Source organism: Candidatus Mycobacterium methanotrophicum, assembly GCF_023515995.1.
GTDB classification, from domain to species: domain Bacteria; phylum Actinomycetota; class Actinomycetes; order Mycobacteriales; family Mycobacteriaceae; genus Mycobacterium; species Mycobacterium methanotrophicum.
Genome location: NZ_CP097320.1, coordinates 769,337 through 783,827, shown reverse-complemented (window position 1 = coordinate 783,827; position 14,491 = coordinate 769,337). Strand labels below are relative to the sequence as shown.

Annotated in this window: 11 protein-coding genes and 5 pseudogenes; 6 read left to right on the top strand and 10 right to left on the bottom strand. The window is 66.2% G+C overall.

The genetic code is table 11. The features are described from left to right. Nucleotides 1–13: 13 nt before the first annotated feature. From M5I08_RS04285 to M5I08_RS04270, 4 genes and pseudogenes are all read right to left on the bottom strand, one after another. Nucleotides 14–982, bottom strand: coding sequence for an AAA family ATPase (locus M5I08_RS04285; RefSeq protein ID WP_219068402.1), 969 nt, complete (start codon nucleotides 980–982; stop codon nucleotides 14–16). 31 nt (nucleotides 983–1,013) lie between these two features. Next, nucleotides 1,014–1,496: a hypothetical protein gene (locus M5I08_RS04280; protein WP_219068403.1), complete on the bottom strand. Its 483-nt coding sequence runs from the start codon at nucleotides 1,494–1,496 to the stop codon at nucleotides 1,014–1,016. Further along, nucleotides 1,493–2,431 (bottom strand): DUF4129 domain-containing protein, encoded by a 939-nt coding sequence (locus M5I08_RS04275; protein WP_219068404.1) that lies wholly within the window; start codon nucleotides 2,429–2,431, stop codon nucleotides 1,493–1,495. The genes M5I08_RS04280 and M5I08_RS04275 overlap by 4 nt, the downstream gene beginning before the upstream one ends. Before the next feature lie 116 nt (nucleotides 2,432–2,547). Continuing rightward, nucleotides 2,548–3,018, bottom strand: a pseudogene (locus M5I08_RS04270) (SRPBCC family protein). A gap of 37 nt (nucleotides 3,019–3,055) precedes the next feature. Between M5I08_RS04270 and M5I08_RS04265 the strand changes: the two are divergent. The 3 genes and pseudogenes from M5I08_RS04265 to M5I08_RS04255 all read left to right on the top strand — a co-directional run. Then, nucleotides 3,056–3,703 (top strand): annotated as a pseudogene (locus M5I08_RS04265) (aminotransferase class I/II-fold pyridoxal phosphate-dependent enzyme); the annotation flags it as partial. Between the two features lie 130 nt (nucleotides 3,704–3,833). After that, nucleotides 3,834–5,213 (top strand): 13E12 repeat family protein, encoded by a 1,380-nt coding sequence (locus M5I08_RS04260; RefSeq protein WP_249762994.1) that lies wholly within the window; start codon nucleotides 3,834–3,836, stop codon nucleotides 5,211–5,213. Between the two features lie 164 nt (nucleotides 5,214–5,377). After that, entirely contained in the window at nucleotides 5,378–5,980 is a 603-nt protein-coding gene (locus M5I08_RS04255; protein WP_219070400.1) for a class I SAM-dependent methyltransferase, read from the top strand. A 36-nt stretch (nucleotides 5,981–6,016) separates the two neighbouring features. Here the strand turns inward: M5I08_RS04255 and M5I08_RS04250 are convergent, their stop codons facing one another. The 3 genes and pseudogenes from M5I08_RS04250 to M5I08_RS04240 all read right to left on the bottom strand — a co-directional run bounded on the left by M5I08_RS04250 (nucleotide 6,017) and on the right by M5I08_RS04240 (nucleotide 7,568). Next, complete coding sequence (locus tag M5I08_RS04250; RefSeq protein WP_219070399.1) at nucleotides 6,017–6,352, bottom strand: VOC family protein; 336 nt, start codon at nucleotides 6,350–6,352, stop codon at nucleotides 6,017–6,019. An 84-nt stretch (nucleotides 6,353–6,436) separates the two neighbouring features. Beyond that, a pseudogene (locus tag M5I08_RS04245) lies at nucleotides 6,437–6,700 on the bottom strand (oxidoreductase); the annotation flags it as partial. Nucleotides 6,701–6,857: 157 nt separating this feature from the next. After that, a complete protein-coding gene (locus tag M5I08_RS04240; RefSeq protein ID WP_249763115.1) occupies nucleotides 6,858–7,568 on the bottom strand; it encodes a transposase in 711 nt (236 codons plus the stop codon). Nucleotide 7,569: 1 nt separating this feature from the next. Here M5I08_RS04240 and M5I08_RS04235 point away from each other — a divergent pair. After that, a pseudogene (locus tag M5I08_RS04235) lies at nucleotides 7,570–7,776 on the top strand (FAD-dependent oxidoreductase); the annotation flags it as partial. On the opposite strand, the gene M5I08_RS04230 reads toward M5I08_RS04235, so the two are convergent. After that, nucleotides 7,766–8,734 carry an alpha/beta fold hydrolase gene (locus M5I08_RS04230; protein ID WP_219070392.1) on the bottom strand — a complete coding sequence of 323 codons (969 nt, stop codon included), beginning with the start codon at nucleotides 8,732–8,734 and terminating at the stop codon, nucleotides 7,766–7,768. The pseudogene M5I08_RS04235 and the gene M5I08_RS04230 sit on opposite strands and share 11 nt — an antisense overlap. Nucleotides 8,735–9,025: 291 nt before the next feature. Between M5I08_RS04230 and aceA the strand changes: the two genes are divergently transcribed. Then, nucleotides 9,026–11,380, top strand: coding sequence for an isocitrate lyase ICL2 (gene aceA, locus M5I08_RS04225; protein ID WP_219070390.1), 2,355 nt, complete (start codon nucleotides 9,026–9,028; stop codon nucleotides 11,378–11,380). Here the strand turns inward: aceA and M5I08_RS04220 are convergent. Continuing rightward, nucleotides 11,377–12,081, bottom strand: a pseudogene (locus M5I08_RS04220) (NAD-dependent epimerase/dehydratase family protein). The gene aceA and the pseudogene M5I08_RS04220 sit on opposite strands and share 4 nt — an antisense overlap. A gap of 21 nt (nucleotides 12,082–12,102) precedes the next feature. Further along, on the bottom strand, nucleotides 12,103–13,842 hold the full coding sequence (locus M5I08_RS04215) for an acyl-CoA dehydrogenase family protein (protein ID WP_219070388.1): 1,740 nt from the start codon (nucleotides 13,840–13,842) through the stop codon (nucleotides 12,103–12,105). 129 nt (nucleotides 13,843–13,971) lie between these two features. On the opposite strand from M5I08_RS04215, the gene M5I08_RS04210 reads away from it, so the two are divergent. Next, nucleotides 13,972–14,487, top strand: coding sequence for a hypothetical protein (locus tag M5I08_RS04210; RefSeq protein ID WP_219070386.1), 516 nt, complete (start codon nucleotides 13,972–13,974; stop codon nucleotides 14,485–14,487). Nucleotides 14,488–14,491: the final 4 nt, after the last annotated feature.

Here is a 14,491-nt window from a genome sequence, read left to right as displayed (position 1 = left end):
GTCGTCGTGTCGCTTACCGCGGAGCGCCGCCCGTTCGGGGAACCGGCAGCCGCCGTAGCAGTTCCTCGACGATGTCGGAGCCTTGAATCTTTCGTACCCACATCTCCGGCCGCAAGGTGATCCGATGCGCGATAGCGGGGGTGGCCAGCGCCTTGATGTCTTCGGGTACGACGTAATCGCGGCCAAGCAGTAGGGCACGGGCGCGGGCCAGCTGGACCAGGTCGATTTCCGCACGTGGGCTGGCGCCCACCGCGACTTGGGGGTGGTGACGGGTCGCCGCGGCAAGCGAGACGACGTAGTGCAACACATCTTCGTGGACACTCACCTGCTCGACCGACTCGCGCATAGCCAGCAGATCGTGAGCGTCGACAACTTGGCTGACGGTCGGCTCCGCCGAGCCGCGATCGAGGCGGCGGCGCAGCATCGAGGCCTCGTCGCGCTCGGAGAGGTAGCGCAGTTCGAGCCGAACCGCGAAGCGGTCCAGCTGCGCTTCGGGCAACGGGTAGGTGCCTTCGTATTCGATCGGGTTGTCGGTGGCCAAAACGATGAACGGTTTGGGCAGCGGGTGCGTTACGCCGTCGATGCTGACCTGGCCCTCGGCCATCGCCTCCAGCAAGGCCGCTTGGGTCTTGGGCGGCGTCCGGTTGATTTCGTCGGCAAGCAGCAGGTTGGTGAAGATCGGTCCCGGACGAAAGTCGAAGCGCCCGGACTGCATGTCGTAGACCGTCGAGCCGAGCAGGTCAGCAGGGAGCAGGTCGGGGGTGAACTGCACGCGGGTGAAATCCAGCCCGAGCGCGGCAGCGAAAGACCGGGCGATCAGCGTCTTGCCGAGGCCGGGCAGATCTTCGATCAGTACGTGCCCGCGGGCGAGCACGGTGGTGAGGATGAGGCTGAGCGCGGCACGCTTTCCCACCACGACGCGCTCGATTTCGTCGAGCACAGCCACCGCGTGGGCCGTCGTTATAGGTGCCGGCGTGGTCATTTTCGAGTCATCTCTTCACCCGCACCCTTCGTCATAGCTGTTCCAACCGTTCCAGGATTTCGGCGAGCGTCGCCCGGCCCGGCCCGCGTTCGCGCTCACCGGTTTGCGCGACGTTGTTGGGATTCACCCACGCCCACAGCTGCGGGCCGAAAAGCGTTCGGCCAGTGGCGTCGAACGCCGCCGGGTCCTTGGCTTGGCTTTGGCCGGTGGTAATGGCGAACCGTCGGGCCAGCATCGGACGCAGGTGGCGGTCCCAGTCGGCTCGGGTGGATTCCGAACGGTGAATCAGCGTCTCAGTCCGCGATAGCCAACCACGCAGCGATTCCTCAAGGACGTTCGGGGCTGCGAGCGGCGGCGATTCGCCCCCGTAGCCGAGGACCTGTCGCACATTGGCCAACGCGAACAGCGCCGCGATTCCGGCTGCCCAGAGCACAAGCCGACGATCTTGCAGCAACAGCGTCGCCAGCTCTGCGGTCAATATGATCGAAACACCCAGCGCGATAACCTTTTTCATACCAGGCTCCGCAATTCAGCCAGAACCAGCTGCAGCACACGCAGTGCGCTTTCCCGATGCGCCTCGCTCATCACATGCGGACTGAATCGTGCCTCTTCGAACAAGTTCACCAGCTCGCTAGCGTTATCAACATGCAGCACACAGTTTTCGACGGCCCGGGCCAGCACCTCAGTGGGGGTGTCGAAGTCCTGGGGGGCGGCCCCCGGAACATACGCCAGCTCGCGTTCCATCGCCGCATAACAAGCGATAATCGCCTCCCGCGGTTCGCGGCTGCGGTCCCCGATTTCGGCCAGTCCGAGTTCGGCGGCCCGCTCCAGCGACCCGGAGGCGCCCATGGGCATGGCTGGTGGGGGCGGCGGTTCGGCAGCGACCATGAGCGCCTCCCCGCCCCGTCGCCGGCGCGCGGCGACTACCGCGCCCGCCACGACCAGCGCCAGCAGTGCCACCGCGGTCGTGATCAGGTAGCGCAGCATGTCCCGATCGCCGCCGGTGTCCCGGGGCTGTTGCGGCGGAGGGACGCTCTTGGCGGGCGCGGGGGCGTTTGATGCCGGCGCGGTGGGGGTCTGACCGACGGTATGCACCACGATGAACCGCGAAAGCAGCCAGACGGTCAGCAGCCATGCGACGAGCACCGCGGCGCCGATCACCAACACTTGCCAAGCCGGTCGGCTCCGCCCGCCGGAAAACCGTTGCGGCAGCGCGCCGGCGCTCGCTCCCGCCCTACGCGGATTACGCAGCCGGAGGATGATCGCCACGGCCAAGATAATTACCGACACGCTGAGCATGGCGATCACATACACCAGCGACGAGCCGCTGTCCGGTGGCCTTTTCGGTGCGGCACGCTCGACACCTGGAAGATAGCCGCGCAACGACGCGGCAATCACGATCAACAGCACGATCACGGCGACCACGCGGCCTGTCGCCTTGTCAAACATTGGCACACCGCTCGACTGGTTGCCTGCCGCTGGTGCGGCATCGGAGTCTGTTCATCCTGGCACGGAGGCCACCTGCGCTGCCAGCGATCGGTGCAGTTGCGCCGATTGGAGGCCGGCTAGCCGTCGCGCTCGGCGATCTCGGCGAGCCGGTCGAGGGATGCCCGAAGCCGCTCCGGCGTCGTTTGGGGCGCGCGTGGCAGCCGGTTCTTGTCGGTCAATCGGGACCAGTCGTAAGTGTGGGCGACCCGTGTGCGGGTGTCGCTCAGCGGTTCCAGCTCCCAGCGCTACAGACGCCCCGGCGGTCGCCGACCCGATTCCGATGGGAACCAGGCGATGCGACGGCCTTCTTCGAACTCGACGACGTGATTCTCCCGGATGCTGCCCATGGTGAGGGTCATGACGAAAACATCTCCGACGCCGCTAATACGTTGTCCTGATTCAGCTTTCGCGAGATTGTCATTGCCATCCCACAGCGGCTGCTGCGAAGGGTCGGCGATCAGTTCGAAAATTCGACCGGCGCCCGCGGCGACCTCGCGGTTCGCGCTCACCACTCGGGGGACATCGGTGTCCTGCTCGTCGTCGACCAGTCCCCCGTCGCGCACCTTGGCGGAGACTTCGACCAGGTCAAGGGCGCAGAACCCGACCGGCGCCGCCGTCTCCGCCGCGCGTGCGGCCGAGCTGCGCCAGCTGCTGGCTGATCACGCCGACGTGCTGGTCATCGAAGACGACCACAGCGCGGGCATCGCCGGCGCTGCCCTGCATACCGTGGTCGGCACGACTCGGCACTGGGCGTTCGTGCGGTCGGCGGCCAAGGCATACGGCCCAGACCTGAGCCTGGCGCTGCTCGCCGGCGACCACCGCACGGTTGAGCGGGTGCACGGGAGGCTGCGCCTGGGACCCGGTTGGGTCAGTTACCTGCTGCAGGACGTTGCCGTCAGCTTGTGGAGCGACAAGCAGGCAACACGCTTGGTGCACAAGGCCGAAGCCGTCTACACCCGCAACCGCTCCCTGCTGCGCGACGCGCTGGCCTTGCGCAGTGTGACGTCGCATGGCCGATCCGGCCTGAACGTCTGGGTTCCGGTGCCCGACGAGACCGTGGCGATCACCCGGTTACTCGGCGCGGGCTGGGCCGCGGCGCCGGGAACACGGTTCAGGATCGGCACGCCGCCGGGAATGCGGATCACTATCTCAAGTCTCGACGCCACCGAGATCGACGCGCTCGCCGACGCGGTCGGCGAGGCAGTGCACGCAGTCGGACGCGCCAGCGTGTGAGTCAGGCCGTGCAGGAAGCCGCCCCCGACACGCGGATGCTGAGTTGTCCACAGTTGCGGGTTTATCCACAGATTGGGGTGTGCGGCGTTGGTTGGGGCGGATGTGTCGGGCTGGTCCGTAGCGTCGGGGTATGGCCCCAGCGATCGGCGTCGAGCAGGCGCGGGAGCGGATCAACACCGCTCTGGATGCGATCGACGCTGCCCATGACGTGTTGCGGGAGACGTCGTCGGATCTGCTGGGCAATGGCTTTCGCGTCGACGTCGCTGAGCGGTTGGAAACCCAGGAGCGCGCCAACCGCGGGCTGATGTATCGATTTTTCGGCGAGATCGCCGACCCGCCCGACGAGTCCGGGACGATCGCAGCGATGCGATCCGCATTGTGGGCGCGGCTGCGCATCACTCCCAACGAGATCACCCGCCGGGTCACACTCGCCGCCCGGATTCGGCCGCGCCGGTCGCTGACCGGCCCGCCGGTGGCACCGGAGTTGCCGGCGTTGGCGGCCGCGGTCGAGGCCGGCGCCATCGGCGACGAGCACATCCGCGCGGTATGCCGAGCAGTCGACGTGCTCCCGGCCAGCGTCTCGCCCACCGACGTGAGCGCCGCCGAGCGCACCCTCGTCGACCACGCAACCAAAGTCGATGCCGGCGTCGTCGTCAAACTTGGCCAGCGCATCGCCGACTACCTCAATCCCGACGGCTTGTTCAGCGACGAGGACCGGGCACGGCGCCGCGGCCTGTACCTCGGCCCACAGGGTCCTGACGATATGTCCCGGCTCTCCGGCTGGCTCGACCCCGAGGCCCGTGCCTACTTCGAGGCCATCGAAGCCGCGGTGCGGCCCGGCCGCCATCGTCTCGACGGACAACCAGAGGCGCGCGATGATCGCACGCCCGCTCAACGCCGCCACGACGCGCTCAAACTCGGCCTGCAAACCGCGATCGCCTCCGGCGGGCTCGGTGTGCACCGCGGGCACCCGGTCACCGTGGTCGCCACCACCACCTTGGCCGAACTAGAGCGGGCCGCCCACGCCGCCGTCGATTCGTCGGTCCCGATGCCCGCCCCCGCGCTCACCGGCGGCGGCTCGCGGCTGCCGATGCGCGATCTCATCGCCATGGCCGCCACCGGCATCCACTATCTGGCGGTGTTCGACGACCACACCAAACGCCCCCTATATTTGGGCCGCCAGAAACGCGTGGCCACCGCCGACCAACGGCTGATCTGCTACGCCCGCGACCGCGGCTGCACCCGCCCCCACTGCCTGGTACCCGGCTACTACTGCGAGGTGCACCACTCACCGGACTTCGCCCGCGGCGGCCGCACCGACGCCGACAAACTGTTCTTCGGGTGCGGCGGCGACCACGGCATGGCAACCCGCGGCGAACTGCGCACCCAGACCACCGCCAGCGGCCGCCTCGGATGGACCGACGGCGCCGGCCCGCCCCAAATCAACCACGCCCACCACCCCGAAGAACTCCTTCGCGGCGACCCCGACCCACCCGAAAACGAGAAGTGAGCCGGTTAACCGCTAACGTGTAGTTCGATGATCGCCGAGCGTTGGAATGTGACGGACCACGAGGTCGCCGGGCAACTGCTCATCATCAGACGCCTCGCCGGACCAACCCGGCCGGTGGCTTTCTAGCGACAAAGGGTCGTTAGCGACAAAGGGTCGCTAGGTCAGTGCCGCCGTATCGGAACGTCGCTGAGTTCAACGATCAGGCCGCGAGCTACGACCGCGGCTGGCGGGGTCGCCTCCGTCACGAGATCGCCGAGCGCACCGCCACCCTCGCAGTGGCAACCGTTGCAGCACCGAGTCGGGTGCTCGATTTGGGCTGCGGAACCGGTTACCTGCTGCGCGCGCTGGCCGACCGCTATCCCGACGCCGAACAGCTCGTCGGCATCGACGCCGCGCCCGCGATGGTGAAGACGGCCACTGCTCTTACCTGCGACGACCGGTTGACGTTCACCGTCGGCGTCGCCGAACAGATCGGCTGCGCCGACGACAGCTTCGACCTGGTCGTCAGCACGACCTCATTCGATCACTGGTCCGACCAGCAATCCGGACTGCGCGCGTGCGTCCGCGTGCTGCGTCCCGGCGGCCGACTGGTGCTCGTCGACCAGTTCTCCCGGATGCTGCTGCCGACGATGCCCACCAGCCGCCGCGGCAAGGCCCGCACCCGGCAGCGCGCCACCTGTCTGCTGCGCGCCGGGTTCTGCTCGCTGCGCTGGCACCGGCTGCACGCGGTGATCATCAACGCCGTCACCGCGACCAAGCCGGCTTGAGATCCTGCCGACTCCTGGTCGGTCTACCTCAGGCAGTTAGGTTTTGGGTCGCCATACCCCAAACCGGTTGCCCTGCGGGTCTTGTAGATGAGCGAATTCGAGCGGGCCGTTGTCGGTCAATGGCACCAGCACTTTCGCGCCAAGTCCGGTCGCCTTCTCGATGGTGGCCGCAACGTTGTCGACCTGGACGTAGAAGATCGCATACGACCCGCCGCCCATGGCCGAGGTGTCCCAAACCCCGCCCTTGTCGCCGTCGATCATGCGATAGTCGCCGGTCGCACCAACCTGCCACTCGAACAATCCGCCGTAGAACGCCCTGGTGGCCCCGGCATCGGGTGTGCCGATCTCGAAATAGTTCACGACATTGGCCATGCTCGCCATCCCTTCATTGAGGATCGGATCAGCAACCGCAGTATTGCGCGGTGGTCCGACAACCTCCGTCAGGCCGGCTCAGGCCTAGGCCGACGGCTGGAAGCTGCCGTCGAGCACCTGCAGATGACCGATCGTTCGCCCCGCCACCGCCTCGGGGTCAACCAGCGCCAACTCCACTGTCGCCTGGGCGAATTCCCCCGCCCGCGCCACGTCGTCGAATTCGGGGGCATAATACGAAAGTCCCAGCGTCATAATCGGTTCGGATGGTGATAGAGCGTTGACCGCGATGCCATGACCCTGCCGATCGTAGGCCGCACACGACGTCAGGTGCTCCAGCGCGGCCTTGGAGGCCTCTGAACAAGGAAACGTGGTAGGGCGGGAAGAACGCCGACAAGGCCGTTTCTTCGGCAGTGAGTCAGACCTGATTGGTCGATAACGTGGTCGTTCTTCCCGCCGTTTCTAGTGTGCTCGGCGGGTATCGACAGGGCAAGGGTGGGCCTGGCCGTTAAGCCAGCGCCCACGTCCCGTCCCGCCGGGTCAGGCCGGTGTTGATGAGCGTTCGGAGATTGATTGCAGCGCAACGGGTTCGGAACCAGGCGTGGTTCTTATCGACACCGAGGTAGCGCAGTTTGATCCGCCGTCCACGGTTGGTGGCGGTCCAGGCGACGATCCGCTCGACCGTCGAACGGGTGGGGTAGGCCTGCTGGAATTCGGGGGTGCGGGCTTGGGCTCGCGCGGCGCGCAGCAGCTGCCCATGCGGGTGGATACTCATCAAGCGGCCCTCTTTGGCTGTGGTGCAGCGCGACCGCAGCGGGCAGGCGGCGCACACCGCGCCGAAGGTCACCGTCCGCTTGGCGGTCATGGTGCAGGTATGCCCGCCCCGGCAGGTGACGGTCCCGGCCGATTCGTCGATGGCGAAGTCGTCAAGGGCGAACCCACCCGCCACCGCGGGCACCAGCGGCTTGGGCTTGATCACCATGTCGTGCCCACCGCGCTGGTAGGCCGCACGCGCGGCCCCGGTGCCATACGCCGAATCGCCATACACCTCAAGACCAGTACTGCTGGTGGTGTCGGGCTGGCCAGCATCGATCGTCGCCGCGGCGACCGTGGCGACGGCGGCGGCCATGACGGCGGCGGCGACAACCGCGTCGACCGCCACGGCCACGCCAGACGCGGCGCTGGTGGTAGCGGCGTGGTGGGATTCGTCCGCGTGCACCGCTGTGTCGCTATCGGTTTGGGCCGGCCATGATCGGCGGCGAGCGCACCCAGCTCTGGCTCGGCAACGGTTACGCCGCCCGGTCGGGCCGATTCATTGGGCCGGCGCCGAGACCGCCGACGAGTGGACCGGTTTCCTCGATGGCGCGGTGCGTTCCGGGCAGCGGGCAGCCGCCGACGTCGCTGCGCGGCTACCAGCTACGAGGTGATGCGCCGGCTGTCGGTGAACAACTCGGCGAGCGCGCGCAGTTCCCGGTTGACCTCGACCGGGCGTTCCAGCATCGAGCAGTGCCCACCCGGCAGCACGACGAGGTCAACCAGGTTGGGTGCGGCCTCGGCGATCCGACGGGATTGGACCAGCGGTGTCAGCCGGTCGCGTTCGCTGCCGATCACCAGCGTCGGGACCGTCAGGCCGGCGAGGTCGATGTGCCGACGCTGCAGCGCGTCGACCAGCGCCTTGCCGCAGCCGCCGCGTCCTAACGGCGACGTGGCGTCGAACAGCTCGTAGATCAGCGACCCGACCTCGGGCTCGGCGTCGGCCCCGACCGCCAGGATCGAGATCATTTCGTGGGTGGCGCGCCGTACCGCGGGCGGCACCGTGAACGAACCGAAGATGTTGACCAGCGCACGCCCACCCATTACGCGGACCGGCGCCAAGGGCGCCGGAAACGGCAACAGCTTCACCTCGCGCAGCAGATCACCGGTGGTGGTGTTGATCAGCGCGACGGCATCGGCGCGCGCACCGACCTTATGACGGTACCGCTCCGACCAAGCGGCAATCGCCATGCCGCCCATCGAATGTCCGGCGATCACGGCACGCTCGCCCGGTGCGAGCGTGGCCTCGAGCACCGCGTCGACGTCCGAGGCAAGGTGAGCAAGGCTGTACCCGCCGCGTCGGGGGACACCGCTGCGGCCATGGCCGCGATGGTCGAACGCAATGACCCGGTGATCGGTGGCCAGCTCGGCGATTTGGTAGGCCCACACCCGGATGGCGCAGGTGACGCCGTGCGAAAGCACGATCGGATAGCCGTCCTCGGGCCCAAATACCTCGGTGTGCAGGCGGGTGCCATCCGGGGCGCGGACGGCGACGGCGCGGCTCGGCGGCAGTTCAACCTGCGAAACCCTCGGTGAGGCGCCCAGCGTGCGGGCCGCTCGTCGAGAACTCATCGCAGCTCCCCTCAGATGTGGCGCCGTCGCCGCGTGGCGGTAGTGTATACGACTTGCATACCCCAAAGCTGCCGAAACGTTGTCGCCGCTAATCATTTGTGCCGCCGCGCGTGAATCTTGTCGGCGCCCGGGGGTTTAGCCGCGCCCGGTTGGCGGCATCCTCGATGCGGCTGTGTGCTGCAGACGGCAGTCGGCCGAGATCTTCGAATTGAAACGTCATGCTGCCTATGCCCTGCAGCCCATAGACTTTCCTCATCGGGGCAATCGGGCTGGAACAGGAGTGAAACGATCATGGCAATTGACGCGGACACCGAGGCCCGCACATCCCTCGACGACAACTTCCACAGTGACGTCGAGAAAGACGTCGAGAAAGACGTCGAGAAAGACGTCGAGAAAGACGTCGAGAAAGATATAGCCGCTACCCAGCGGTACTTCGACGGCCCGCGATTCGACGGAATCACTCGCCTCTACACCGCACGCCAAGTCGTAGAACAGCGCGGCACCATCCCCAGCGATTACATCGTTGCCCGAAAAGCGGCCGAGGCGTTCTACCCTCGGCTGCGTGAGCTGTTCGGCCAGCGCAAGAGCATCACGACCTTCGGCCCATACTCGCCCGGGCAGGCAGTGACGATGAAGCGGACGGGCATCGAGGGCATCTACCTCGGCGGGTGGGCGACCTCGGCTAAGGGCTCGATCCACGAAGACCCCGGACCCGACCTGGCCAGCTATCCGCTGAGCCAGGTGCCCGACGAGGCCGCCGCCCTGGTGCGCGCCCTGCTCACCGCCGACCGCAATCAGCAATACCTGCGGTTGCGGATGACCGACGAGCAACGGGAATGGACGCCGGCGGTCGACTTCCGGCCGTTCATCATCGCCGACGCCGACACCGGCCACGGCGGCGATCCGCATGTGCGCAACCTGATCAAACGGTTCGTCGAGGCGGGGGTGCCGGGATACCACATCGAGGACCAACGCCCAGGCACCAAGAAGTGTGGGCATCAGGGCGGCAAGGTTCTGGTGCCGTCCGACGAACAGATCAAACGTCTCAACACCGCCCGCTTCCAGCTCGACATCATGCGAGTTCCCGGCATCATCGTCGCGCGCACTGATGCCGAGGCGGCCAACCTGCTGGACAGCCGGGCCGACGAGCGCGATCAGCCATTCCTTCTCGGCACTACGAACCTGGAGATCCCGTCCTACAAGGCGTGCTTCCTTGCGATGGTGCGGCGCTTCTACGACGCGGGGTTCACAGAACTCAACGGTCATCTGCTCTATGCCCTTCCCGACGGCGAGTACGCCGCTGCCGATGCCTGGTTGGAGCGTCATGGGATCGCCGACTTGATCGCCAAAGCCGCCGCCGCCCCGGACCACGCGCAGGAGTCGATCGACGCCCTCTTCGACGAGGTCGAGTCGAAGTTCGTCGACGTCTGGCAGAACGACGCCGGACTCATGACCTACGGCGAAGCCGTTGCGGACTTGCTCGAGTTCGCCGAAAGTGAGGGCGAACCGCGCGATATGAGTGTCGCCGAATGGCGCCAGTTCGCCGAGCGGGCGTCGCTGTATGCCGCCCGCGAGAAGGCCAGGGAATTGGGCACGGACCCAGGATGGGACTGCGAGCGGGCCAAAACGCCCGAGGGCTATTACCAGATACGCGGCGGCATCCCGTATGCGATCGCCAAATCGCTTGCCGCAGCGCCGTTCGCCGACCTGCTGTGGATGGAAACCAAAACAGCGGATCTGGTCGTTGCTCGTCAGTTCGCCGACGCGATCCACGCCGTGTACCCCGACAAAATGCTTGCCTACAACCTGTCGCCGTCGTTCAACTGGGACACCACCGGGATGAGCGACGACGAGATGCGGGCGTTCCCCGAGCAACTCGGCAAGATGGGCTTCGTTTTCAACTTCATCACCTACGGCGGACATCAGGTCGACGGCGTCGCCGCCGAGGAATTCGCCAGCGCACTACGGCAAGACGGCATGCTGGCGCTGGCTCGCCTGCAGCGCAAGATGCGCCTTGTCGAATCGCCTTACCGCACACCGCAAACCCTCGTCGGCGGACCGCGCAGTGACGCCGCGCTGGCCGCGTCCTCGGGCCGGACGGCGACCACCAAGGCCATGGGCGAGGGCTCCACTCAGCACCAGCACCTCGTGCAGACCGAGGTGCCCAAGAAACTGCTTGAGGACTGGCTGGCGCTGTGGAGCGAGCATTACCAGCTCAGCGAGAAGCTCCGCGTGACGCTGCGGCCACGGCGCGCCGGCTCGGACGTGCTCGAACTCGGTATCTACGGCGAGGATGAGGAACAGCTGGCGAACGCGGTCGTCGACCCGATCAAGGACCGCCATGGACGCAACATCCTCACGGTGCGTGACCAGAACACGTTCACCGAGAAACTGCGCAAGAAGAGGCTGATGGACATCATCCACCTGTGGCTGATCCATCGGTTCAAGTCGGAGATCGTGTACTACGTGACACCGACCGAGGACAACATCTATCAGACCGAAAAGATGAAATCCCACGGCATCTTCAGCAACGTGTATCAGGAGGTTGGCGAGATCATCGTCGCCGACGTGAACCAGCCGCGCATCGACGAGCTGCTGGCGCCCGATCGCGAGGCGCTGAAGCGGCTGATCGCCAAGCAGGACTAGCCGCTGCCAGAGCCGACGAGGTCCGGACGGAACGCGGCTACCATCCGGCGCATCACGTCACGCCAGTCGACCGTGGTGGCGCCCACGAGCTCACGCATCCGAGTCGAGTCGGTGGGATTGCCGCGCAAACGCCCGCCCGCTTTCGGAGAAGACCGGCTCCTTGCCGACCAGCGAGCCAAGGTAGCCGCACCACTCCTGCAGACTAACTATCTGCTCGCCGCACCAATTGAGCGTGGTCGCCGGAACCGACGCCCCCTCAAGCAATTTCGGGGTGGTCGCGATGACGTCGTCCTGGTGGGTCGGGTTGTAGCGGGCTGGGCCGCCGGCCGGGACGGGGATCGGGATGCCGGCCAGCATCATCTCCATGTGATAGAACGGCCAGCCGCCGTTGTCGCCGAACGGGACGTTGAGCCGGGCGATGGTGGTAGGCACGCCGAGCACGCGGGCCAGCGTGTCCCAGTTCCGCTCTTGGCCACCGCCACGTTGAGGACGTAATCAAAATCGGACGGGACCCCGCTGAAGTCCCCCGCGGCCAGGTTCACCGTTTCGCACCGCACCCCGAACTTCTCCAGCGCCTCGCGCGCCGCCGCGTTGGTGAACCGGGCGATACCCCAGACTTCGTTCTCGGCCACCAAGGCCTGGGCAATGGGACTGGCGACTTGTCCGGTTGGGCCGGTGATCAGGATCTTCAGTCCACGCATCCGCCGACCTTAGACCCGGCGCTACGGCCGCATTTCGTAGGCGCCGTCGTATGCCTTGACCTGCTGCCAGACCCGCTCGAAGCGGTCCTTATCGGCGACCGGCTTGCGTACCGCCGACATCACCCAGTCTTGTTGCGCTGACGTCGAACTCGGCTTGCCATGCAATGCGACGGCATGCTGGGAAAAATCGCGGATCTGGATGCTGAAGATCTGGTCGAGCAAATCCGCATCGAGCCCGATCAGACCGGCTCGTTCCAGGATCAGCTGGCCATAGACCACCAGCGTGAACAAGTGCCCAACGACGAGCAGGAAGTCGAGATCGCGCATTTGGTCGGCGTCCGGCGCGGCGGTGGCCAGCAGCTCTTTGAGCGCAAGGGTCTGTTCATAGAACAGCGCCACATTCGGTATTTCCAGGTGCTTTTCGTAGACCGTTGTCCAGTCGGCGAATTGGACCTTAGAGGCGCCGCGAGCCGGGCCCTGCGCCCAGAAGAAGGCGTCATCGGCCGGGTCGGTGCGAGTGCCGATTTCCGGGTACGCCTTCGGGTTGAACATGTAGCTGGGCATGAACTTCAGGATCTGGGCGACGTTGACGTGCACGGTGCCTTCTAGCCGCGGCAAGGCGCCGATCAGCCGCGCCACTTGCGAGAAGTAGGCGTTCTTCTCAAAGCCTTTGGCGGCCAATACATCCCATAACAGAGTGATGACCGTCTCGCCCTCGGAGGTGACTTTGGCCTTGGTCACCGGGTTGAACAGCAGGTATCGACGGTCATCGAGGCTGGCGCTGCGGAAGTAGTCGATCGCGCGGTCGCTGACCAGTTTCATCGCGACCAACCTGGCGTAGGCCTCGACGAAGCTGGCGCGGACGTGAGGGAAGTCGGTGACCGGATTTCCGTACAGAATACGGTTATTGGCGTGGGTGATCGCCTCGTAGAAGGCGTGCTCGCACATCCCGATCGAGCCGCTGCACAAGTTGAACTTGCCGACATTGACGGTGTTGAGTGCGGCCGAGAACGCCTCCGGCCCGGTGCACAGAATGTCCTCCTCGTGCACCGGATAGTGGTTGAGTCGGAAGTTGCTGACATACATCTGGCCGTGCACGACGTTGCCGATCAGCTCGTAGTTCGCATGGCCGCTGTCGGCGACGAACCACACGTAGCCGTCCGGGCCGTCGACGTCGGTGCGGCGCGAGAACACCGACACCATGCCCGCCACGTTCCCGTTGCCGATGTAGTACTTCTCCCCTGACGCGCGAAAGACGGGTCTTTCCGCGCCCTCGGCGCCATTGTCGCGAGCGGGTGTCAGCAGCATGTCGGTGTTGTAGATGTCTGCGCCGTGCTCGCGCTCGGAGAGCCCGAACGCCATCACGCCGCCGGCCTCGAGTTGCCGGGCCGCGCGTTCCTTGGCCTTGGTGTTGTCGCTCTGCCAGATCGGTCCGAGGCCCAGGATCGTCACCTGCTCGGCGTACCAGTAGGACAACCCGTAGAAGCCGAAGATCTCGCTCAGCGCGGCATTGCGGGAGGTGTCCCACCGCTTGTTCGGGTCGCCGCCGCCGTATTCCGAAGGGGTGAGGAAGGTCGCGAAGATCCGCGCTTGCTTGATGAATTCGAGGAAGTCCGACACCCACCTTGCCTCGAGATCTTCTCGGAGCAGCCGCGCCTTGCCGCGTCGTTCGAACCAGTCGATCACCGCGCGGAGTTGACGCCGCGTCATGGCGTCGAACTGAACTGGGTCGTAAGCATTCGGATTGAACAGCAGTCCCATGGCTTACCCTTTCATCGGCGCGGTTCGCCGCCAACGAATCTAGCTGGCGTATCGGGGAGCTAACGATTTGGTAGTCTTCCGGCGCGAATGCGCGCACCAACCGGTTGGGCGTGTTGTGGTGGAGTCCTGATGCCGTCGTCCCGGACCCACATCCGCCACGCCACCGCCGCCGCGGCGGCGGGTTGGGCGCTGTTCACGCTCGGCCTGCCATTGGCGGTGGCCGACCCCTCGACCGACGCCCTGGGTTTCGTCGACTCCACAGCACGTTGCGCGGCGCCGGACACCGCGGTGGTTTTCGGCAGCACGGCCACCTCGCGGGTGGCGATCTGCAAAACCCAGAGCGGCAAGTACGAGTACCGCGGCGTGCGGATAAGCGACGGCGCCAAACTGGTTGTGCCGGCGTCGGCGTCCGCCGCCGGCGGATACGTCGCCGAAAGCGATGGCGTCACATACACGGTGACGTCGAGTTCTCTGGTCGTCACCAAGGGCAACCAGGTGATCCACCAAGAACCGATGGCATATTTCCACGGGCCGAAAACCCCTGCAGCACCCCCGACTGGCTCGGCGCCTGCCGCGCCGCCACCGACACCCACCAAGCCGTTGCCGCCGCCGTTACCCGCCGAAGTCGGTGGCAGCCCCCACTAGGTGG

Excerpts from the sequence above, each read along its gene's own strand:
- M5I08_RS04285 (WP_219068402.1), bottom strand. The coding sequence starts at position 982 with ATGACCACGCCGGCACCTATAACGACGGCCCACGCGGTGGCTGTGCTC.
- M5I08_RS04280 (WP_219068403.1), bottom strand. The coding sequence starts at position 1,496 with ATGAAAAAGGTTATCGCGCTGGGTGTTTCGATCATATTGACCGCAGAG.
- M5I08_RS04210 (WP_219070386.1), top strand. The coding sequence starts at position 13,972 with ATGCCGTCGTCCCGGACCCACATCCGCCACGCCACCGCCGCCGCGGCG.
- aceA (WP_219070390.1), top strand. The coding sequence starts at position 9,026 with ATGGCAATTGACGCGGACACCGAGGCCCGCACATCCCTCGACGACAAC.
- M5I08_RS04275 (WP_219068404.1), bottom strand. The coding sequence starts at position 2,431 with ATGTTTGACAAGGCGACAGGCCGCGTGGTCGCCGTGATCGTGCTGTTG.
- M5I08_RS04260 (WP_249762994.1), top strand. The coding sequence starts at position 3,834 with ATGGCCCCAGCGATCGGCGTCGAGCAGGCGCGGGAGCGGATCAACACC.
- M5I08_RS04215 (WP_219070388.1), bottom strand. The coding sequence starts at position 13,842 with ATGGGACTGCTGTTCAATCCGAATGCTTACGACCCAGTTCAGTTCGAC.
- M5I08_RS04230 (WP_219070392.1), bottom strand. The coding sequence starts at position 8,734 with ATGAGTTCTCGACGAGCGGCCCGCACGCTGGGCGCCTCACCGAGGGTT.
- M5I08_RS04250 (WP_219070399.1), bottom strand. The coding sequence starts at position 6,352 with ATGGCCAATGTCGTGAACTATTTCGAGATCGGCACACCCGATGCCGGG.